Below are 20,149 nucleotides of genomic sequence, written 5' to 3' on the forward strand. Positions count from 1 at the left end.
CAATTGGCGGCAGTGATGTCAGAACTGGTAGATCAGGCGCACGCCATAGGCCGGCTGCGCGCTGTGGAAGTCGCGCGGCGCGTGCAGGTCCCAGCCGGCGAAGCCATCCCAGCTGAGCCCGCCGCGCGCACCGCGCATGCCGACGAAGCCGCCGACCAGGCTGCGCCCGGCCTGCGCCGACGCGCTCGGCCCGGCGATGCGGCCGGCATCCACGCCCAGGTATGGGGTGATGCCCAGGCGCTGCACCGGCAGGTTGAGGGTGTTGCGCCAGTACGCGCCGCGTTCGGCGCCCAGGGTGCGTTCGCCATCGAAGCCGCGCACGCTGTAGCGCCCGCCCAGAGTGATGAATTCCGACCCCAGCAGCAGCTGCGGTGAGGTCTGCGCATGCAGGCTGCTGTCCCAGCTCAGCGCCACCGGGCCCAGCGCGAACGGCAGGCCGGCGCTGACGTCGAGCGTGGTGACGCCGTAGCGGTAGCCGGGGAAGCCCACCGCCGGGTCGTAGCCGGTCCACTGCCCGTCGAACCACGGCGTGCCGCGGCGGTGACCCAGGCGCGTGTCCAGCTGCAGCTTGCCCAGGTAGTGGCGATGGCTGAGGTAGAACTCGGCGCTGGTGGTGTGGCGGCGCTGGATGCCGATCTCCACCCCGTCCAGGTAGCTGCGCGCTGCCCGCTTGGCCACCACCACGCCGAGCGTGGTCTTGCTGGTGCCGGTGCGGTGGATCACCCGCTGCAGATCCAGTTGCGCGCTGTTCGAGCTGCCGCTGGACTGGAAGCTCTGGCGGAAGCCGTCCACCTGCTGGTGGTAGCGATAGGACGACAGCGACAGCGAGGCCGTCCACCAGCCCCACGGCACGCTATAGGACAGGCTGTTGCCGCGCGTGCCGCGGGCGGCGCCGTCGTCGACGAGGTCGTGGTTGTAGCCGATCGAGAGCAGGTCGTTGATGCCCAGCGGCGCATCCAGGGCGAAGTCGATGCCGCCCTGGTAGCGGCCGGTCGCCTGTACGCCCGAGTCGTCGGCGTTGAGCACCGCGCGCCAGCGCTTGCTGCGCTGCACGGTGATCAGCAGGTCCGACTCGCCCGGCTGCTCGCCCGGGGTGATGTCGATCTTGGCGTCCTGCGACGGCACCCGCTTGAACTGCTCCACGCCCTGTTCGATCGCGCGCAGGTCGAGCACGTCGCCCGGGCGCAGCGGCAGCGCACCGCGCCAGAACACGCGGCCGTCCGCCGACTGCACGCGCACCTGGCGCAGGCGCCCGGGCAGCAGTTCGAAGCGCAGCTCACCGCTGGACAGGTCCTGCGCGGGCACGCCGAGGCGGGTGGTGACGAAGCCGCGCGCGACCAGTTGGTCCAGCGCGCGGCGGCGGATCAGGTCGATGCCGGCCGTGCCGATGCAGCGGCCCTCGTAGCGGCGCAGCGACTGCCACAGCCAGGAAAAACGTGCCGCGTCGGGGCCGCCGCCACCGAGGCGGATGCGCCGGATCGGAAAGCACAGCGCTTCGGTCGGCAAGGCGGTGCTGCGCATGTCTGCCGGCGCTTCGGCCTCGCGCGGACCCACGAACGGCGCCTGCCGGTCCTGTTCCTGCTGCCGCTGCACCTGCTCGGCCTGGCGCAACTGTTCCTGGCGGTCGAGCGTGGTGGGTTCCTGCGCGTGCGCCGACCGCGCAGCCGCCAGCGCGCACACGGCCAGTACGACGAGAGAAGCTCCTTTTCTCGAACTATCCACTGCAACGTCCCCTGTGACGCTTCCGGAGGTTGCCTGCATACGCAGGCGCGATCGCGCTGCAGCGCGCGAGGCGCCGCATCTTGCGGTTTTCCGTACGGAGAAGTGTGGTGCAAACCACAGCGCTGCGGCATCCGGACGCTCCTGACGTGCTGTCAGGAAATTCCCTGCAAAACAGGCACTTGCGTGAATTGCGTCACTTCCACAAAGGATGCGCGTCACAACTGGTGCGCCATCCGCCGCGACTGCCACACTCGCGGCTCAAACCTCGAAGGCCTCGCATGCTGCCGCTCACCCTCCTGCTGGCCCTGGCCTCGCCTGCCGCCCTCGGCGCCGCACCGGCCCACACCGCCGCAGCGCCAACGCCGACGGAATGCCCCGCTGCGCCGGGCGCCCTGAGCGATGCCGACGTCTGCGATCCACGCCGCGGCATGCTGCAACTGGCCTATCGTGCCGGTCGCGTCGTGCTGCAGGTGCCGGGACGCGCGCCGACCGTGCTGGAGACCATCCCGCGCGCCTACGCACCGGAACGGATCGGCACCGAGCACGCCATCCGCCTGTTGCCGACCCGGTTGCAGCCGTATCTGGCGCGCGACCGCCTGCTGTACCTGTCCGTGCGCCGGTCTTCGCCCGGGGACGGACACGGCTACTGCGGCGCCGGGGCGGAGATGGCGCTGACCGTGATCGACCTGCACGGCACGCCCACGATCCTGGCACGCGTGCCGGTGTCCAGTTGCCTGGACAACATCGATCTGGACGCGCCCGACCTCGATGACCTGACGCCCTACACCGTGCGCGATGGCCGCCTGCGCATCCGCTTCAGCACCTATGCCGGCCACGACAGCGACGCCCACGTCGAGGCGGTGCTCGCCCCGGATCTGCGCGCACTGACGTTCGTGCCCTGAGCGTGGCGGCCCGCCTGCGTTGCGCCGCACCTGTCATCGCAACCAGCTAAAATCCTCGGTTCATTTGCCTAGGTTCCTGCGCCCGATGACTCCGATCGCCCGCACCGCACTGGCCTGCGCCGTGCTCGCCCTGTCCGCCTGCAAGCCGCAGACGCAGGTCGCCGACCCGGCCGCCAAGCCGGCCACCACTGCATCCGCTGACGCGTCTGCCGCCGCGCCGGGCGCCGCCGACGACAACCTCAACGCGGTGCTGTGGATGCAGCGCTCGGCCGAGTACCAGGCCCTGGCCGAGCAGACCTATCGCGCTGCCGCCGACCGCCTGGATGCGGCGCTGAAGGAGCCGAACTGGGACGCGCTGGTGCCGGAGGAGCGCGGCAACGCCGCCGCCGGATTGAAGCCGGCGGTGGTGATGGACGTGGACGAAACCGTGCTGGACAACTCGCCGTACCAGGCGCGGCTGATCCGCAACGGCAAGGAGTACGACGAGGTCAGCTGGGACCAGTGGGTGGCCGAGAAGAAGGCCAAGCCGATTCCGGGCGTGGTCGATTTCGCCAAGGCCGCCGACGCCAAGGGCATCACCGTGCTGTACGTGACCAACCGCGCCGTGCACCTGACCGACGCGACCCTGGCCAACCTGCGCAGCGCCGGCCTGCCGGTGGCCGACAACAGCGTGCTGCTGGGCCTGGGGACGGTGGTCAAGGATTGCGAGCAGAACGGCTCGGAGAAGAACTGCCGGCGCAAGCTGGTCGGCCAGCAGTACCGCGTGCTGATGCAGTTCGGCGACCAGCTCGGCGATTTCGCCCAGGTGGTGTCCAATACCCCGGAAGGCCGCGCGCAGTTGCTGCAGCAGTACCACGACTGGTTCGGCGAGCGCTGGTGGATGTTGCCCAACCCCAGCTACGGTTCCTGGGAGCCGGCGCTGTTCAACAACGACTTCACCCAGTCGCGGGCGGCGCGCCACCAGGCCAAGGTGCAGGCGCTGGAGTTGGCGCAGTGAGCCGTGCGCCGCTGCCGCTGGCGCCGCACGAGCGGCTGATCTTCGCCCTCGACGTGCCCGGGCGCAGCGAGGCGCTGGAGTGGATCGAGCGGCTCGGCGATGCGGTGGCGTTCTACAAGATCGGCATGGAACTGCTGGCCTCGGGCGAGTACTTCGACGTGCTGGACACGCTGGCCGGATGCGGCAAGCGCGTGTTCGTGGACCTGAAGTTCTTCGACATCCCGGCCACCGTGGGCGGGGTGATCCGGCGGCTGTCGCAGTGGCCGGTGGACTACTGCACCATCCACGGCTGGCACCCGCCGATGATGCAGGCCGCGGCCGAGGCCAACGGCAGCGACATGCGCCTGCTGGCGGTGACCGTGCTGACCTCGATGGGCCGCGCCGACCTGGCGTCGATGGGCATCGACCGCGCGCCGGAAGACGTGGTGGTGGAACGCGCGCTGGCCGCGCAGGCCGCGGGCATCGACGGCGTGATCGCCTCCGGCCAGGAAGCGGCGCCGATCCGCCGCGCCACCGGCGCCGGTTTCTCCATCGTCTGCCCGGGCATCCGCCCCGGCGGCCCGGTCGGCGACGACCAGCAGCGCACGGTGGGCGTGGCCCAGGCCTTTGCCGACGGCGCCGATGCGATCGTGGTCGGCCGGCCGATTCGCCAGGCCAGCGACCCGCGCGCCGCGGCGGAGGCCATCCAGCGGGAGATTGCGGCGACGCTGGCCAGCAACACCGATTTTAAATCAATAACTTAGATGACGGATCCTAAAGCATTGCTTTAGCTTCGGCATGCCGGTAGCATGCCCAGCGTCCGGCTCTGCCGGAGATGTGCCATACCGTTCTCCGGCTTCGGTCGGATTTGAAGAGGCCCGCGCCTGGTGCGCGTGGCCTCTTTTTTTGTGCCCGCGTGGCGTGGGCGGTGCTTACACAGCCTTGGCCGCGCAGTAGCGGTCGATGAAGGCCTGGTGCGGCGGCATCGCGTCGGCGCAATGGCCGATGGTCTGCTCGACGCTGGCCATGAAGCGCTCCAGGTCGGCCTGCGGCACCTGGTCCACCAGCGGATGATAGGCGCGCGGCAGGATGCCCTGCCCGACCATCACCTGCACCCAGCTGATCTCGGCGAACATCTCATCGCCGTTGCGGTAGAAACGGCCACTGTCGCGGAACAGGTCCAAGGTCTCCTGCAGCTCCGGTGTGATCGGCATGCTGCGGCAATGCCGCCAGAACGCGCTGTCGTCGCGCTCGGTGGCGTGGTAGTGCAGCAGCAGGAAGTCGCGGATGCGGTCGAACTCGAAGGCGATACGCTCGTTGTAGCGCCGCACCAGCACCGGGCTGATGCCTTCGCGCGGGAACAGTTCCAGCAGCTTGGAGATGCCGGACTGGATCAGGTGGATGCTGGTCGATTCCAGCGGCTCCATGAAGCCGCTGGCCAGACCCAGCGCGATCACGTTGCGGTTCCATACTTGCTTGCGGCGGCCGGTGAGGAAACGCAGCGGTCGCGGATCGGCCAGGGCCGGGCCGTCGAGGTTGGCCAGCAGCGTGGCCGCGGCCTCGTCGTCGCTGATGTGCGCACTGCAGTAGACGTAGCCGTTGCCGGTGCGGTACTGCAGCGGGATGCGCCACTGCCAGCCGGCCGCGCGCGCGGTGGCACGGGTGTACGGCGTGGGCGGGCCGACCTTGGCGCAGGGCACCGCCAGCGCGCGGTCGCAGGGCAGCCAGTGGCTGAAATCGTGGTAGCCGGTATGCAGCGCCTGCTCGATCAGCAGGCCGCGGAAGCCGGAGCAATCGATGAACAGGTCGCCTGCGATCGCCTCGCCCGAGGCCAGGCGCACCGCGCTCACGTTGCCCGATTCCGGATGCAGCTGCACTTCCTCGACGATGCCCTCGCGCCGGGTCACCCCGCGCTGCTCGGCGTAGCGGCGCAGAAAGCCCGCATACAGCGCCGCATCGAAATGGTAGGCGTAGGCGATGTTGGCCAACGGCGAATTCGGCGGCACGTCGGTGGCCGAGGTCATGAACCGGTCGCGCTTGGCGGCGACGGTGTTGAGCGTGTAGGCGCCGAGCGGCCTGGCCTTGCCGGCAAGCGCCTGCTTGAACCAGTACTGCTGAAACGGCAGCAGCCCGAGCGGATGCCCGATCTCGGTGCCGAAGCCGTGCACGTAGGAGGTACCCGGGCGCTGCCAGTCGGCGAACTCGATGCCGAGCTTGAAGCTGCCCTGGGTGTGGCGCACGAACTCGGCCTCGTTGATGCCGAGCAGGTTGTTGAAGGCCTTGATGTGCGGCACGGTGGCCTCGCCGACGCCGACGATGCCGATCTGCTCGGATTCGATCAAGGTGATGCGGTAGTCCGGACCCAGCACCCGCGCCAGCGCGGCAGCGGCCATCCAGCCGGCGGTACCGCCGCCGACGATGACCAGGTTGCGAAGAGGGGCGGCGTTCATGCGTGCGTGGTCCTGTACCGAAGAAAGGGGCGACCGCAAACGCGGACGGGGCCACCTGGCCCCGTCCGTTGAAACCCCACGCGCGCCGGTCGGGCACGCGCGTGGGTCATGCCGTGGATCAGAACTTGGCGCCGATCTCGAAGGTCACGGTGCGCGGCACGTACATGATGTCGCCGGTCTTGTTGATGCTGATGTTCGGATCGTACCGGCCATTGCTGCCGAAGTCGTTGTAGACGTACGTGTTGTAGTTCTTGAAGTTGAAGGCGTTGAGCAGGTTCACGCGCGCCGACAGCTTGAAGTCCTTGTACACGGTGAAGTCCTTCGACGCCTGGAAGTCGACCGTGCGATAGCCCCAGATCTTGCCGCCGACCAGGAACTTGCCATTGCCCGGCGGAATCGCCGCGACCTGCTGGCAGGTCGCACCATCGGGATCGGTCTTGCCATAGCACGCGATGGTGTTGATCGGTTCCGGGGTCGCCAGCACCACCTTGGCACCGAAGGTCATGCCCCACGGGCCGTCGATCGAGCCGGAGGCAACGAAGCGGTGGCCCGCCACGGCGTCGGACTTCACGAACGGATAGTCGTGGATGGTGGCCTTGTCGAAGCCGAAGGGCTCGTCGATGTTGCGGTTCTGACGCGCGTTGGTATGGGTGTAGGACAAGGTCAGGCCCCAGCCCGATTCCTTGGTGTAGGGCTTCTCCGCCGACAGCAGCACCTGGGTGGTCCGCTGTTCCAGGCCATTCATGCCGATGATGGTGTTCTTGTAGCCCGGCACCGGTTCGCCCCACGGCGCGCTACCGTTCTGGAAGTACGCGCCGTTCGGGTAGCGGTTGATCAACGACATGGCGAAACCGTCGTAGCTCAGGTTGCGCTGCACGGTCACGTCGGTCAGCCAGTCGCCGACCTGGTTGCTGATGCCGATGCTGTACTGATCGCTGTACGGGGTCTTGAGGTGGTTGTTGAACATGAACAGCTCGCCGCTGCCGCTGACGCCCGCGATGGCATTGAGATTGTCCATGCCGTTGAGGTACTTCGTATCCCACGGCACGCACACGCGATCGCTGCGGTAGCACTGGCCGGTGGCGGGGTTCTGGAAGAACACCGCGACAGGCGACAGCGCCGCCTTGCTGGTTTCGTACGCCATCTGCTCGAACAGGTTGCGGTCGTAGGACCGCCCGGCACCACCATGCAGCACGGCAGATTGGTCACCGAAGAAGTCGTAAGAGAAGCCCAGGCGCGGCTGCCACGCGTCCTTGAAGTTCTTGCGGTTGTGGCCGTTGCTGATGTAGTCGGCGGCGTTGACGCCGCTCGGCAACAGGCGGTTGGCCCAGGGCTGGCCCGGGTTGGCCGGATCGTCGGAATACAGCGCCTGCACAAACGCGGGCGAGGTGACGAAATCGGTGTAGGCCGGGTTGTCCTCATAATCCCAGCGCACGCCGATATTCAGCATCAGCTTGTCGTTGACCGCCCAGTCGTCCTGCAGGTAGATGCCGTACTGCTTGGCCTTGGTGGAGACGATCGCGCTCTGGCCCGGGGTGGCGTACGGCGAATAGAAGTCCACGCGATAGGGCGTGGAGGCCACACCGTTGGCGTCGACCGAGTAGCTGAACTGCGGGTTCAAGGACGCGGCGTCCTGCGCCGTCAGCTTGATGTCCTTGTAGTTCACGCCCATCTTGATGGTGTGGTCGCCGTGCCACTGGAAGCTGGTGAAGGTCAGGTCGTTCTGCAGCGACCAACCCTCTTGCTGACGCTTCTGCACGCTGGCGCCACCGGCCGGTCCGGTGGACAGGAAGTTGTACTCGCCGATGTTCGGATCGGTGTAATCCAGGTAGTTGTAGATGACGCCGTTGCCCGTGCTCATCGGCAAAGGATCGTTGCGGCCGTCCTCGCGGCTGACGATCAATTCGTTGTACCAGGCATCGGCGCTGTGCGCCCAACGCAGCGCAACACGCTTGTCCTTGTTGATCTTGTCCAGACCGTGATCGGTGGCGTTCTGCCCACCGACGTTGTCGGTCTGGGTTTCGTCACGGACTTGCGCACTCAGTTCAAAACGGTCGCGATCGGTCGGCTCGAAATCGATCTTGCCGAAGTACAGGTCTTCGGTGAACGGCAGGTTGGCCGCGCCGTACTGGCCGGACAGGTTCGCCGGCAGGAAACCGACATACGGCGCCGCCTTGGCATCCGGATAGATCGTGCGCGGCACGACGTTGTCCTTGCCTTCGTAGGCGAAGAAGAAGTGCATGCGGTCCTGCAGGATCGGGCCGCCGATCGCGAAGCCGTATTCCTTGGTCTGCGAGTCCACCTTCCTGCCGGTCGCTTCCTCCGCCGGGCTCTTGTCGCGCAGATCCTGGTCGGTATAGCGGTAGAACACCTCGCCGTGGAACTCATTGGTACCGGACTTGGTGGCCGCGGTGACCGCCGCGCCGCTCACCTGGCCGAACTCGGCCTTGTAGTTGGAGGTGATGACCTTGTACTCGCCGATCGCCAGCTGCGGGAACGGGTTGCCCTGGCTGTCGTTCTGGCCGGCGATGCCGCCCTTGGCCACGTAGCTCTTCTGGCTGACGCCGTCGATGTAGAGGTTGCCGGCGCTGCTGTTGGAGGCGCCACCGCGCAGCGTGGTGTGGCCCTGAGAATCGATCTGGAACACCATGCCCGGCACGGTGTCGGCGAACTCCAGGAAGTTGCGGGTGGCCTGCGGCAGCTGCTCGATCTGGTGCAGCGACACCACGTTGCCCACTTCCGAGGTCTTGACGTCCTTCAGCAACGGCGCGCTGACGGTGACGGTGTCCAGGGTGGTCGCGTTGCCGCCGGCGGCCGGGGTCGCGGCGTCGAGATCGACGGTGGACGAGGACGCCACCTGCAGGGTCACCGTCTTGGTGACGCCATTGGCCTCGACCTTGTAGGTGCCCGGCTGCAGGCCGACCACGGTATAGCTGCCATTGGCGGCGACCGGCGCGCGGCGCACCGAGCCGGTGGCGATGTTGGTGACGGTGACTTCGGTGCCGGCCTGGGCGGCGGCGACCTGACCGCGCAGGGTCGCGTTGCTGGACTGGGCCATCGCCGGCATCGTGGCGAACAGGCAGGTGGCCAGCGCGCAGCACAGCAGGCTGCGTGCGGGCAGGTTGGAAGCGGAACGCGGTTTCTTCATGACAGAAGCCCTCCCAGGGCGGTAAACGGGATCATTGTTGTGTTCTTCTAGGTGCAGCAAAAAAACGACATCGGTGCGGCATGCGTCGGTGTCAGTCCATGGTGGTCCCTCGCTGAGCACTGGAGGCACGAACGATGAGTTGCGGGGCGATCGCGCTGGCCGACGCTGCCGATGCCGCCGGAGCGGCATGCGGTTCCAGCGCGGCGAGCAGCAGTTGCATGGCGCGGGCGCCGAAGCCGGCGATGTCCACGCGCATGGTCGTCAGGGCCGGATGCACGTAACGTGCCATCGGCACGTCGTCGAAGCCGGCCAGGGCGATGTCCTCGGGCACGCGCAGCCCGGCATGGGTGAAGGCGAACAGGCAACCCAGCGCCATCATGTCGTTGGCGGCGAACACCACGTCCGGCCGCTGGCCCTGCAGCAGGGCTTCGCCGGCACGGTAGCCGGAGGCCTCGTCGAAGGCGCCGGGCAGTACCAGGGGCGCCTCCTGCGGGCAGCGCTCGCGCAGTTCGTCGCGGTAGCCGCGCAGGCGCTCGCGCGCGTCGAAGTTGTCGTCCGGCCCGGCGATGAAGGCGATGCGGCGATGGCCCACGTCCAGCAGATGGCGGGTCATGGCGCGCGCGCCACCGTAGTTGTCGACGTTGAGCACCTGCGCCTCGCCGAGGCGCTCGGCGCAGTTCATCAGCACCGCCGGCAGTGTGCCGGGCAGCAGGTCGGCCGGGTCCTCGGCATCGTTGGCCAGGTATGGCGACATGATCAGCAGGCCATCGACGCGCCCGGGCATGCGCCGCACCGCCAGGCGCTGCTGCTCGGGTTCGCCGTGGTAGCTGGACACCAGCAGGTGCAAGCCGCGCTCTCGCGCCACCGTGTCGATGCCGCGGATCAGCTCGGAGAAGAACTCGCCGTGCAGGTCCGGCAGCACCACGCCAATGGTGTGGGTACGGCGGCTGCTCAGGCTGCGCGCGGCATGGTGCGGCACGTAGTGCAGGGTGCGCGCGGCTTCCAGCACCCGCGCGCGCACGGTTTCGGCCACGTGCTGATGGCCGTTCATCGTGCGCGACACGGTGGCGACCGACACGTTGGCCAGGCGCGCCACGTCCTTGATGGTGATGTTGGCGCGCGGATCCGGCGCCGGAACGGGGGGCGGGCTCACCAGCGTGCCTCCAGGGTCCGGTCGGACCTGCGCGTGGCGACGCGCAGGTCGGCAGACAGGCGCGGAGCGACGGACACGGTATGGGTGCCCCGCAGCGCACGGGACGAACGCGCCGCCGGCCATTGCGCACGCGGCGGCAAGCGGCGGTCCTGCGCCTGCGCTGGGGCCGTCATCGCAAGTCCGCACCGGACTGCAGACAACACCCAACCGCAGCGGCGCGCGCCACCGTGACCGAGCACTCGGATGATCTCTGACGAATATCGCACTGGGTCCCCCGGCCAGCACCGCCTCAATCGAGGTGGGCGGACGTTAGCAGCAACTGCAAGCGGTTACATGATGCGTTGCAACATGTGCAATCCCCTGGCACATCGGGCGATCCGCCGACATGTCTGTCCCGGCAGTCCCAGGCCGGGTCATGAAATGTCCTGCCGCGACAGCCCCGCCCCCTGGATGCCTGCCGGGTCGCCTCCGCACTGCCGTACCGTCCGGCTTGCCGGAATCGCCCGCGCCCAGCAAGATGCGGGACGTTTTGGGGAACGAGCCCGTACCGTATGTCGTCCTGCCCGACCCGGGTCATCTCCTCGCGCGCGCTGTGCATCCTGCTGCTGGCGATGCTCGCCCTGGCCGTGGGCGGATGCAAGCGCACGCCCGCCGAACTGCCAGGCGCCAGCGCCGAGCCTGCCGCGGCGGTGCGCACGCTGGCGCACGCGCTGCAGCGCAACGACCTGCTCGGTTACGCCCAGGCCGCGGTGCCGCCGGCCCAGTACCAGCGCCTGCAGCAGGCCTGGAGCGAGGACCGCAGCCGCTGGCCGCTGACCGAACTGCCGCTGGCCGAACGCCTGCCCGAGGTGCTCGACACGCTCGCCGCGCCGGACGCCGAGCGCCAGCTGCAACGCGCCTTCGACGCGCAGTTCGGCGGCCAGGCGGCGAGCCTGAAGCAGGCGGCGCACTCGCTGGGCCTGTTCGGCGTGCAGTTTCTGCGCAACCAGGGCCACTACACGCCCGAGCAGCGCGGCCACTACGTGCAGTTGGTGCAGGCGCTGAGCGCGTGGGCAGCGCGCGCGCCGCTGTCCGAGCGCAAGCGCGCCCAGGCGGCGATCGCCCGGCTGTGCGCCGCCGCGCGCCGCACCGGCGTGCGCAGCGATGCCGACCTGCGCCAGCTGGGCATGGACGAGAGCCTGCGCCGGCTGGGGCCGTTCCTGGCCGACCTCAAGGCGGTGCTGGCCGACTACGGCCTGGATCTGGACGCCAGCGCCGGTGCGCTGCGCACCGGCCTGGTGAACCAGCAGGGCGACCAGGCCGTGGTGCGCATCCAGTACCCGCTGGACGGCGAACAGATCGACACCACCGCGGTGCTGGTGCGCCGCGACGGGCACTGGTACCTGCGCGACACCCTCAGCGAGGCGGATGCAGTGCTGGCGGCCAGCGCCGGCACCGCCGACACGGCCACGGCACCCGCCGCCGACCCCGCCCCGCCGGCTAAGCGATAATGGCCCCGATGCCAGAACAAAACCCCCTTCCGTTCCCCGACGACGCCGCGGCTGCACGCGCGGCCGACGCGGCACGTGCGCCCGCCGACGCCTCCCCGGCCGACCCCGGCGCGTCCCCCGCTTCGACTGCCGCTGCCCTGCCGGTGGCGGCGACCGCCCCACGCCAGGCCAAGGGGCCGCTGTGGGCGCGCCTGCTCGGCCGCCTGGCCGACCCCTGGCTGGGGCTGAAGATCGAACCGGCCGAGCCCGGCCAGTACAACGACGGCCGCCCGGTGGTGTACGTGCTGGAGGACTACGGCCTGTCCAACGCGCTGATCCTGGACAAGGCCTGCCGCGAATCCGGTCTGCCCTCGCCGCTGGTGCCGCTGCCCGGCGATCCGCTGGGGCGCAAGCGCGCCTACCTGGCGCTGTCCCGGCGCAGCAGCAACCACGCGCTGCTGCCGGAGCAGCGCGGCGCCAAGACCCACTCCGATTCGCTGGCCAAGCTGCTGCAGGCACACCGCCTGCGCCCGGACCTGGACATCCACCTGGTGCCGGTGTCGATCTTCGTCGGCCGCGCCCCGGACAAGCAGAGCGGCTGGTTCGCCGTGCTGTTCTCGGAAAACTGGGCGCTGGTGGGCAGCTTCCGGCGCCTGCTCGGCGTGCTGCTCAACGGCCGCAGCACCATCGTGCGCTTCGCCCCGCCGGTATCGATGCGGCAGACGGTGGAGGAAGGGCTGCCGCCCGAGCGCACCGTGCGCAAGCTGCAGCGCGTGTTGCGCACGCACTTCCGGCGCATCCGCGAGGCGGTGATCGGCCCGGACCTGTCGACCCGGCGCCTGCTGGTGGACCAGGTGCTGGCCGCCGAGCCGGTGCGCGAGGCGATCGCCTCGCAGGCCAAGCGCGACAACAGCAAGCCGGTGGACGCCTGGCGCAAGGCGCATGCCTATGCCTGGGAGATCGCCGCCGACTATTCCAGCCCGGTGGTGCGCTCGGCCAGCTTCCTGCTGACCCACGTGTGGAACCGCATCTACGCCGGCGTGCTGGTCCACCACCTGGACAAGCTCAAGGACGCCGCACCCGGGCACGAAGTGATCTACGTGCCCAGCCACCGCAGCCACATGGACTACCTGCTGCTGTCCTACCTGCTGTACGAACGCGGCATCGTGCCGCCGCACATCGTGGCCGGCATCAACCTCAACCTGCCGGTGGTCGGCACGCTGCTGCGCAAGGGCGGCGCGTTCTTCATCCGCCGCTCGATCAAGGGCAACGCGCTGTACTCGGCGGTGCTCAGCGAGTACGTGGCGCAGCTGGTGGCCGGCGGCTATTCGATCGAATACTTCGTCGAGGGCGGACGCTCGCGCACTGGCCGGCTGCTGCAGCCCAAGGGCGGCATGATCGCGATGACCCTGCGCGCGTTCCTGCGCCAGCCGCGCAAGCCGGTGCTGTTCCAGCCGATCTACGTCGGCTACGAGAAGCTGATGGAGGGCAACAGCTACCTCGACGAACTCAGCGGCCGGCCCAAGGAGAAGGAATCGATCTGGGCGCTGCTGTGGGGCATCCCCAAGGTGCTCAAGCAGAACTACGGCCAAGTGGTGGTGAACTTCGGCGAGCCGATCGCGCTGAGCCAGATGCTGGCGCAGCGCGCGCCGGAATGGGACGGCCACCCGCTGGGCGAGGACGAGAAGCCGGCCTGGTTGAACGGCACCGTCGATGCGCTGGCGCAGCAGATCCAGGTCCACATCAACGCCGCCGCCGACGTCAATCCGGTCAACCTGCTGGCGCTGGCGCTGCTGTCCACGCCCAAGCACGCCATGGGCGAGGCCGACCTGATCGCGCAGATCGAACTGTGCAAGAAGCTGCTGGCGGAACTGCCGTATTCGGACCGGGTCACGGTGACCCCGCACTCGCCCGAGCGCATCATCGCCCACGCCGAAGAGATCAACGTGCTCACCCGCACGCCGCATCCGCTCGGCGATGTGCTCAGCGTCAACGGCGACAACGCAGTGTTGCTGAGCTATTTCCGCAACAACGTGCTGCACCTGTTCACCGCCTCCTCGTGGGTGGCGTGCTGCTTCCAGAACAACCGCCGCATGAGCCGCGCCGGCCTGCTGCGGCTGGGCCGCACCGTGTACCCGTTCCTGCAGTCGGAACTGTTCCTGCCGTGGAGCGAGGACCAGTTCGCCGAGCGCATCGAACGCACCATCGAGGTGTTCGTGCGCGAAGGCCTGCTGCTGCAGCTCAACGAGGACGACGGCAGCGTGCTGGCGCGCAACACCGGCCAGACCGACGAGGTGTTCCGTCTGCGCGCCATCGGCCACTCGCTGCAACAGGCGTTCGAGCGCTATTACATCGCCATCTCGGTGCTGGTGAAGAACGGCCCGGGCAAGCTCGGCGCCGGCGAACTGGAGAGCCTGTGCCAGCAGGCCGCGCAACGCCTGAGCCTGCTGTACGCACCGGCCGCGCCGGAGTTCTTCGACAAGACCCTGTTCCGCGGCTTCATCCAGAAGCTGCGCGAACTGAAGCTGGTGTGGCCGGACGAGAACAGCAAGCTGGTGTTCGACGAGCGGCTGGACGCGTGGGCCAAGGATGCCAAGTTCATTCTTGGCCGCGAGCTGCGCCACACCATCGAGCGGGTCAGCCCGGAAGCGGCCAAGGTGGAGGAGCCGCCGGTGCCGCAGGACTGAGGCGGCGGTTGCCGCACGTCCAGTCGTGACGCGGTGGGATCCGGGCGCGTGGCGACGCGTCAAACACGAGGGCGCCCGTCTATCACTGCGGCGCGGCGCGTGGCGACGCGTCAAACACGAGGGCGCCCGTCTATCACTGCGGCGCGGCACAGTGACTTCCGACACGCGACCGCGGGCCGGTGCCGCCGCGAGCATGCTCCAGACTCCCTGCTGCGGATTCCGGCAATGCGCACAGCTCCCCTCTTCGTCCTGTTGCTGCTTGCCGTCTCCAGCGGACCCGCGTGGGCCGATCAGGGCGAACCCGATGGCAAGCACGACCATCGGCCGCAGGTGTCCTCACGCCAGTGCGGCCTGAGCACGCCGTTCAACGTGCTGGCCGACAGCGGCGGCATCTGGCTGACCCGCGACGGCGGCGAGGGGCCGCGCGAGGTCTTCTTCCACGCCGGCGAACTGAGCGTGGATCATCGGGTGCAGCAGATCGGCCAGGCCGATGCGCAACGGCTGCTGGAGATGGAGCGCGAGACCCGCGCGCTGATGCCGGAAGTGGCCGATCTCTCGCACGAAACGGTAGACCTCAGCTACGACGTGCTCGGCGTCATCGTCGACGTGCTGACCGGCAGCGCCGGCAACGCGCGCAAGATCGAGCGGTTACGCAAGCAGGCCAATGCGTACGTCGACGGAACGCTTGGCATGGGGCGTTGGGACCAGACCGCATTCGACAGCAATTTCGAACGCTATGTTCAGACCCAGGCCGAGAGTTTCTCCGGCAGCATCGCCCGCCACATGATGTGGCAGATCGTCACCGGTCGCGCCGAGGCCATCGACAAGCGCGCCGACGGCATGGACGCCACCGTCGACGCCCGCCTCGATGCGCGCAGCAAGCGCGTCGAAGCCAAGGCTGCGGCGCTGTGCACGCGGGTCGCGCACCTGGATCAGTTGCAGCAGGCGCTGGAGTACCGCTATCACGGCCAGCCGCTGCGCCTGCTCGTGGCGACTCAGGACGGCGTGACCGGGCCCGGCACCACCAGCGTCACCAGCATCGATGCGCCGCGCGGCAACGCGGTCGCGGTGCCGCCGGTCCCACAGAAGTGAGTCCGGCGCTGCAGCGCGTGTCGCGATCCGCGGTGGACTCCTGAAACGACGTGCCAAACACCCTGGTCCCTGCTACCGAGGCGCGGCTCAGGCCTCGAACAGATCCCCAGTGCGCGGCCCGGGATCGGCCGCATCGGGCGGGTACGTCAGTTGCCCCTGCGCACCGACGCGTGCGGCCGGGTTGGGGACCGCCGGCTCCTGGCGGCCGACATCGATCAGATGCACGACCGGGTGGCCATGGTGCAGCAGGTGGTCGCAGATGATCTGGCGGTGGCACTGGCGCCAGTAGGCCTCGGCGCACATGACCGCGCAGGCGCCGTCCCCGCCGAACGCCTGCAGTTCGGTCAGCGCCTCGGCGAATTCGCTCCCAGCGCGTAGTCGGCGTAGTTGTGGAAGCTGACGCTGCGCCAGTAGCCGTTGCGTTGCGGATCGACACCCGGCTGCTTGCCGCGGCGCCCACCCAGGGCGCGGAAATGCCGGTAGGCGATGCCCGCGGCAGCCAGCGCCGGCGCCAGCGCGCTGCCGTCGAACTGCGGGAACCGCCGCGAATACGGAAACGCACGCACGTCGGCCAGGCGGGTGACGCCGGCGCCCTGCAGGATCTGCAGGAAGGTCTCCAGGCTGCGCGTGGAATGGCCGACGCTGAAGAAGGTCGCCGCGCTCACGCCGGTTCGTCGGGGATCAGCAGATGCTCCAGGCGCAGGATGCAGTCCTTCAGTTGCAGCTTGCGCTTCTTCAGCCGCTTGGCCTCCAGCTCGTCGTCCAGATTGGCCGGGATGCGCTGCAGCTGTTCGTCGAGCGCACGGTGCTCGCGACGCAGGGCGTCGATGCGCAGGGAGATCTCGGCGGGCGTCAGGGTGTCCACGAGGTTCGAGCATACACAGGCCACCGGTCCGTCGTCACCGTGCAGCGCGCCGCTATCCCGGGCGCGGGCCAGCCTGCACAATGCGCACGGGCGCCGCGGCGGAGGCGGCACCCTCCCACCCTCGTGCCACCCGCGGCAGGATCGCCGCGCCGAAAGGAGTCAGCATGCGTTCGTTCCGTTCCCCGTTCGTTCTCGCCCTCGCCCTGGCGGCAGCCCTGCCGCAACTGGCCGCGGCGGCCGATCCCAAGTTCTCCGGCTTCCTGTGCTGCAACATGCGCAGCGACGGCAGCTGGATCAGCGACAGCAACTACGCCGAAGACGGCAAGCGGGTGATCCCGGCCGGCACCCCGGTGCAGGTGACCGGCTATGGCCGCTACCGCGTCAATGTGCTGATCGACGGCAAGAAGCAGTCCATCGGCAACGACTACAGCCGCGACCTGGGCAACGAGGCCTTCGCCCAGCGCTACGTGGTCGCGCAGGATCCCAAGCTGAAGCTGGCGGCCTACCCGCCGAAGATCCGCGAGGCGATCGCCGCCAACCGCGTGACCAAGGGCATGACCCGCGAGCAGGTGCTGATGGCGCTGGGCTATCCGATCAGCAGCGAGAACCCGAGCCTGGACGCGCCGCTGTGGCGCTACTGGCTCGACAGCTTCAACGAGTTCCAGGTGTCCTTCGACGGTGCCGGCAAGGTCGACAAGGTCACCGCCGATCCGAAGACCCAGAACCTGGTCTGGCAGCCGTAATCCCGGCGCGTCACTGCGCGCCATAGCGCCGCGCGCCCGATCCGGCGGAGGCGGCGCGAACCGCGCGCCATGGCCGCGGCCTGCCGCGACCATGGCGCACCGGGAATGCGGCGCGGCGCGCCGCCGCCCGCTGCAATCAGCGACTCAACACCTGCGGCGGATCGGTCCGCGTCGGGCCTTGTTGCGACGCCTGCAGCGCCTGTTCCTGCCCCTGCACCTGGCGCTGCGCCTGCCCCTGCTGCGCCCCCAGTTGCTGCAGCTGCTGGTAGGTCTCCTGCGCCGGCCGCGCGATCGCCTCGCTGGTCGGCATGTGCGCGCGATTGGCATAGGGATCCGGCGAGACATCGCCGCCGCTGCGGTACACGAACGCCAGTTCGCCGCCCTGGTGGGAGGCAGTGGGCCGGTTGAAGCCCACCGACAGCTGATCGCGCTCGCTGAAGCCGCTCTGCCTGGCCAGCAGGGTCAGGCTGGCGGTCATGCGCTCGCTGTTGTCGTCCCAGCCCTTGCCGATCGCCTGTTCGGCCTGGGCCACGCCGCTGCGGACCCGGTCATGCAGGGCGCGGTCGGCGGCGCCCGGAGCGCCGGCCGGCTCGCCGGCGCGCGGCGCGGGTGGTTGCGCCTGCGGCTCGGGCTGCTGTGCCGGCGCTGGCGCCGGTGCGGGACCGTCGCGGAATCCCGCCGGCAACAGGTCGCGCGGCACCTGCGCGGCATCGATGCCGACCGCCTTCAGGTCGGCATGCACCGCCGGCGGCGTGCGCTCGGGGTGCTGCGCCTGCGCCCGGTCCTCGGCGTTGGCGATCTGCGCCAGCGCGCGCTCGCCATAGTTCTGCGGATAACCGCGCGCGTCGTAGAACAGCCTGCCCATCGCCTCCACGTTGCGGGGGTTGTCGGCGTCGATCTTCAGATCCTTGCCGAAGCTCAGCCCGTCCCTGGCGGTGTAGGTGGCCTTGCTGCCCACGCCCTGCTTGTCGATGTAGCTCGCCATCTCGCTGCTGGCGTTGTACAGGTCCTTGAGCGTGGCCTTGGGGTTGTTGCGGGTGACGTAGTCGGCCAGGGTGTTGACCCCGGCGATCTCGTCCTTGGCCTCGCGGGTGCGCTGTTCCTGCCCGTAGGCCTGAAGCGTGGCGGTGTAGTCGTGCGGCGAGGGCGAGGCGGCGATGCCGTCGACCTTGGCGGCGAACGCGGCGTCGCTGCGGTCGATGGCGGCCTTGTTGATCGCATGGCCGATCTCGTGGCCCAGCACGATGCGGGCGGTGTTGGCCGAATCGTCGCGCGGTGCGTTCATCTTGGCCGTGGCCAGCACGTCCATCGGCAGCTCGATCTGCCCCGTGCGCGGGCTGTACGAGCCGGTGCCCGCCTCGGGGCTGGGCGCGAAGCCGGACAGCTGCTGTTGCCCGATCGCCTGTTCCACGCGCGAGCGCAGCTCCGGCGTGTTGTCCAGCATCTGCCGCAGCGCCTGGCCTTCCCTCGGATGCGCCTGCGCGAAGGTGTCGACCATGCCCTTCAGGCGTTCGTCGTCATGTGCCATCTCCGCTCTCCCTTATGCGTCGACCAGGATCTGCAGCATCTCCACGCACGCCTGCGCGTCGTGTTCGCCAGCGTCCTTGCCGAGGAAGGCGTACACGGCGACCGCGCCGCGTTCGAAATGCCAGCGGCCGGCGCTGCCCTGGCGCGGCGGCGCGATCCAGTGCGGCACGAAGCCCGCGGCGACCAGCGCCTGGCGATATCCGGCCAGCGACTGCGCGCACTGCGCCGGCGCCGCGCCCGGCGCGGGCGTGAAGCGCAGGTCCAGCCGCGACGGCGGGGCATCGTCGGCATCGGCGACCGATTCCAGGGTGTAGCCGCCATCGCCGGCGAGCGTGCCGGACGCGCTGAACGCATGACCGCCCTCGTCCTCGACCTGCACGCCGGTCTGCGCGGCGACCTGGGTGGCGACCAGATCCTGCTTGCCGCCGATCGCCAGGATCAGCCGTACTACGCCTTGTGTCAGTTGCTCTGGCGTCATCTCCGCCATGGCCCGCTCCTTGTCTGCAGGGGTGATCGAGGGGGAAGAGGAATGCGCGCCGGCACAGGCGGCCAGCAACGTGGTGGCCAGCATCAGGGCCGCGCGCAGCGCCGGGCGCGTGCCGGCTGCGTGCCGCGCGCTGCGGCGATTGCGATACAACATCCGCTCCATGAAACGCCTCTCCGTCAAACGCCTTCCGCGCATCGGGACGCGGTCGGGCATGAGCGTGCGATTGTAGCCAGGGCGTCGACGTCTGGCAGCCCAGGGCTGCGCCGCTGCGTCAATCCCAATCGGCGCGGCGCTGCCAGACGAAGCCGGGCAGGTCGATGCGCTTGCGCGGCGTGCCGTCCCAGTCCACGGTGAAGCCTGCCGCGCGCAACGCCGCGGCGACCTGCTGGCCGACCGCCAGGTCCGCGTCCTCGCGCCCGTCCAGATCGCCGAACGCCAGCATCAGCCCGTCGCCGTCGATCGCCCGCTCCATGTCCTGGCCGTGATAGAAGCAGTAGCCGTGGTAGCGCCGGTCCGGCGTGTCGGCCACCGCCTGGTTCACTTCGACGTGGCCGTCGGACATGGTGTAGCCGGCATTGGCCAGGGCGCAGATGCCGGCCTCGTGCAGCCGCTGGAACAACGCATCGAGCCGGTCGCAGTCGGTCTGCGCCGGCCAGGTCTGCTCGGCCTGCTGCTTGGCCTGCCACTGGCTGGCGACCGAGGCGCGCAGCATCGCCTCGTCGCAGTCCTCTTCGAGGATGTCCTCGATCATCTCCTGGATCTCGTCCTGGGAGTAGAACCCGGACCAGACCCATTTGCGGATCGCGTCGTACACGTAGGCGTCGGATTCGTTCATGGCAGAGCCTGCGGGCTTTCGGGACCATCCATGATTCCACACGTCAGCCGTCGCTGCAGCGCCTCGGGATGGGTCACAGAAGGTCTCTGCGTC

Annotated in this window: 16 protein-coding genes and 1 pseudogene; 7 read left to right on the forward strand and 10 right to left on the reverse strand. The window is 69.1% G+C overall.

The window, feature by feature from the left end; all coding sequences use genetic code 11:
* Nucleotides 1-18 precede the first annotated feature (18 nt).
* Complete coding sequence (locus QN245_RS21195; protein WP_425612972.1) at nucleotides 19-1,686, reverse strand: ShlB/FhaC/HecB family hemolysin secretion/activation protein; 1,668 nt, start codon at nucleotides 1,684-1,686, stop codon at nucleotides 19-21.
* 314 nt (nucleotides 1,687-2,000) lie between these two features.
* Here QN245_RS21195 and QN245_RS21200 point away from each other — a divergent pair, with 314 nt between their 5' ends.
* From QN245_RS21200 to pyrF, 3 genes are all read left to right on the forward strand, one after another.
* On the forward strand, nucleotides 2,001-2,624 hold the full coding sequence (locus QN245_RS21200) for a hypothetical protein (protein WP_160969176.1): 624 nt from the start codon (nucleotides 2,001-2,003) through the stop codon (nucleotides 2,622-2,624).
* Nucleotides 2,625-2,709: 85 nt separating this feature from the next.
* Complete coding sequence (locus tag QN245_RS21205; protein WP_160969178.1) at nucleotides 2,710-3,621, forward strand: 5'-nucleotidase, lipoprotein e(P4) family; 912 nt, start codon at nucleotides 2,710-2,712, stop codon at nucleotides 3,619-3,621.
* A complete protein-coding gene (gene pyrF, locus QN245_RS21210) occupies nucleotides 3,618-4,364 on the forward strand; it encodes an orotidine-5'-phosphate decarboxylase (protein WP_317844179.1) in 747 nt (248 codons plus the stop codon). The genes QN245_RS21205 and pyrF overlap by 4 nt, the downstream gene beginning before the upstream one ends.
* A gap of 168 nt (nucleotides 4,365-4,532) precedes the next feature.
* On the opposite strand, the gene QN245_RS21215 is transcribed toward pyrF, so the two are convergent.
* The 3 genes from QN245_RS21215 to QN245_RS21225 all read right to left on the reverse strand — a co-directional run bounded on the left by QN245_RS21215 (nucleotide 4,533) and on the right by QN245_RS21225 (nucleotide 10,351).
* Nucleotides 4,533-6,050: a tryptophan halogenase family protein gene (locus tag QN245_RS21215; RefSeq protein WP_317844180.1), complete on the reverse strand. Its 1,518-nt coding sequence runs from the start codon at nucleotides 6,048-6,050 to the stop codon at nucleotides 4,533-4,535.
* A 118-nt stretch (nucleotides 6,051-6,168) separates the two neighbouring features.
* The gene (locus tag QN245_RS21220; protein ID WP_184448872.1) at nucleotides 6,169-9,198 is read right to left on the reverse strand and encodes a TonB-dependent receptor domain-containing protein; all 3,030 of its coding nucleotides are present in this window, start codon (nucleotides 9,196-9,198) and stop codon (nucleotides 6,169-6,171) included.
* A 91-nt stretch (nucleotides 9,199-9,289) separates the two neighbouring features.
* Nucleotides 9,290-10,351, reverse strand: coding sequence for a LacI family DNA-binding transcriptional regulator (locus QN245_RS21225; protein WP_184646824.1), 1,062 nt, complete (start codon nucleotides 10,349-10,351; stop codon nucleotides 9,290-9,292).
* 551 nt (nucleotides 10,352-10,902) lie between these two features.
* Between QN245_RS21225 and QN245_RS21230 the strand changes: the two genes are divergently transcribed.
* From QN245_RS21230 to QN245_RS21240, 3 genes are all read left to right on the forward strand, one after another.
* Nucleotides 10,903-11,841, forward strand: coding sequence for a hypothetical protein (locus tag QN245_RS21230; RefSeq protein WP_160969188.1), 939 nt, complete (start codon nucleotides 10,903-10,905; stop codon nucleotides 11,839-11,841).
* Nucleotides 11,841-14,507 carry a glycerol-3-phosphate 1-O-acyltransferase PlsB gene (plsB, locus tag QN245_RS21235; protein WP_317844181.1) on the forward strand — a complete coding sequence of 889 codons (2,667 nt, stop codon included), beginning with the start codon at nucleotides 11,841-11,843 and terminating at the stop codon, nucleotides 14,505-14,507. The genes QN245_RS21230 and plsB overlap by 1 nt, the downstream gene beginning before the upstream one ends.
* Nucleotides 14,508-14,732: 225 nt before the next feature.
* Nucleotides 14,733-15,599: a DUF2884 family protein gene (locus QN245_RS21240; RefSeq protein ID WP_425612892.1), complete on the forward strand. Its 867-nt coding sequence runs from the start codon at nucleotides 14,733-14,735 to the stop codon at nucleotides 15,597-15,599.
* A gap of 87 nt (nucleotides 15,600-15,686) precedes the next feature.
* On the opposite strand, the gene QN245_RS21245 is transcribed toward QN245_RS21240, so the two are convergent.
* The 3 genes and pseudogenes from QN245_RS21245 to QN245_RS21260 all read right to left on the reverse strand — a co-directional run bounded on the left by QN245_RS21245 (nucleotide 15,687) and on the right by QN245_RS21260 (nucleotide 16,464).
* Complete coding sequence (locus QN245_RS21245) at nucleotides 15,687-15,902, reverse strand: hypothetical protein (RefSeq protein ID WP_317844182.1); 216 nt, start codon at nucleotides 15,900-15,902, stop codon at nucleotides 15,687-15,689.
* A 3-nt stretch (nucleotides 15,903-15,905) separates the two neighbouring features.
* Nucleotides 15,906-16,264, reverse strand: a pseudogene (locus QN245_RS21255) (DUF488 domain-containing protein); the annotation flags it as partial.
* Nucleotides 16,261-16,464: a YdcH family protein gene (locus QN245_RS21260; protein WP_017908896.1), complete on the reverse strand. Its 204-nt coding sequence runs from the start codon at nucleotides 16,462-16,464 to the stop codon at nucleotides 16,261-16,263. The gene QN245_RS21260 and the pseudogene QN245_RS21255, both read right to left, overlap by 4 nt.
* Before the next feature lie 164 nt (nucleotides 16,465-16,628).
* Between QN245_RS21260 and bamE the strand changes: the two genes are divergently transcribed.
* On the forward strand, nucleotides 16,629-17,207 hold the full coding sequence (bamE, locus tag QN245_RS21265) for an outer membrane protein assembly factor BamE domain-containing protein (protein ID WP_184646832.1): 579 nt from the start codon (nucleotides 16,629-16,631) through the stop codon (nucleotides 17,205-17,207).
* A gap of 136 nt (nucleotides 17,208-17,343) precedes the next feature.
* On the opposite strand, the gene QN245_RS21270 is transcribed toward bamE, so the two are convergent.
* From QN245_RS21270 to QN245_RS21280, 3 genes are all read right to left on the reverse strand, one after another.
* Nucleotides 17,344-18,735, reverse strand: coding sequence for an XVIPCD domain-containing protein (locus QN245_RS21270; protein ID WP_317844184.1), 1,392 nt, complete (start codon nucleotides 18,733-18,735; stop codon nucleotides 17,344-17,346).
* Between the two features lie 12 nt (nucleotides 18,736-18,747).
* Nucleotides 18,748-19,383: a hypothetical protein gene (locus QN245_RS21275; protein ID WP_317844185.1), complete on the reverse strand. Its 636-nt coding sequence runs from the start codon at nucleotides 19,381-19,383 to the stop codon at nucleotides 18,748-18,750.
* A gap of 109 nt (nucleotides 19,384-19,492) precedes the next feature.
* Nucleotides 19,493-20,056, reverse strand: coding sequence for a DUF6891 domain-containing protein (locus QN245_RS21280; RefSeq protein WP_317844186.1), 564 nt, complete (start codon nucleotides 20,054-20,056; stop codon nucleotides 19,493-19,495).
* Nucleotides 20,057-20,149: the final 93 nt, after the last annotated feature.

The organism is Xanthomonas rydalmerensis, assembly GCF_033170385.1.
Classification (GTDB): Bacteria; Pseudomonadota; Gammaproteobacteria; order Xanthomonadales; family Xanthomonadaceae; genus Xanthomonas_A; species Xanthomonas_A rydalmerensis.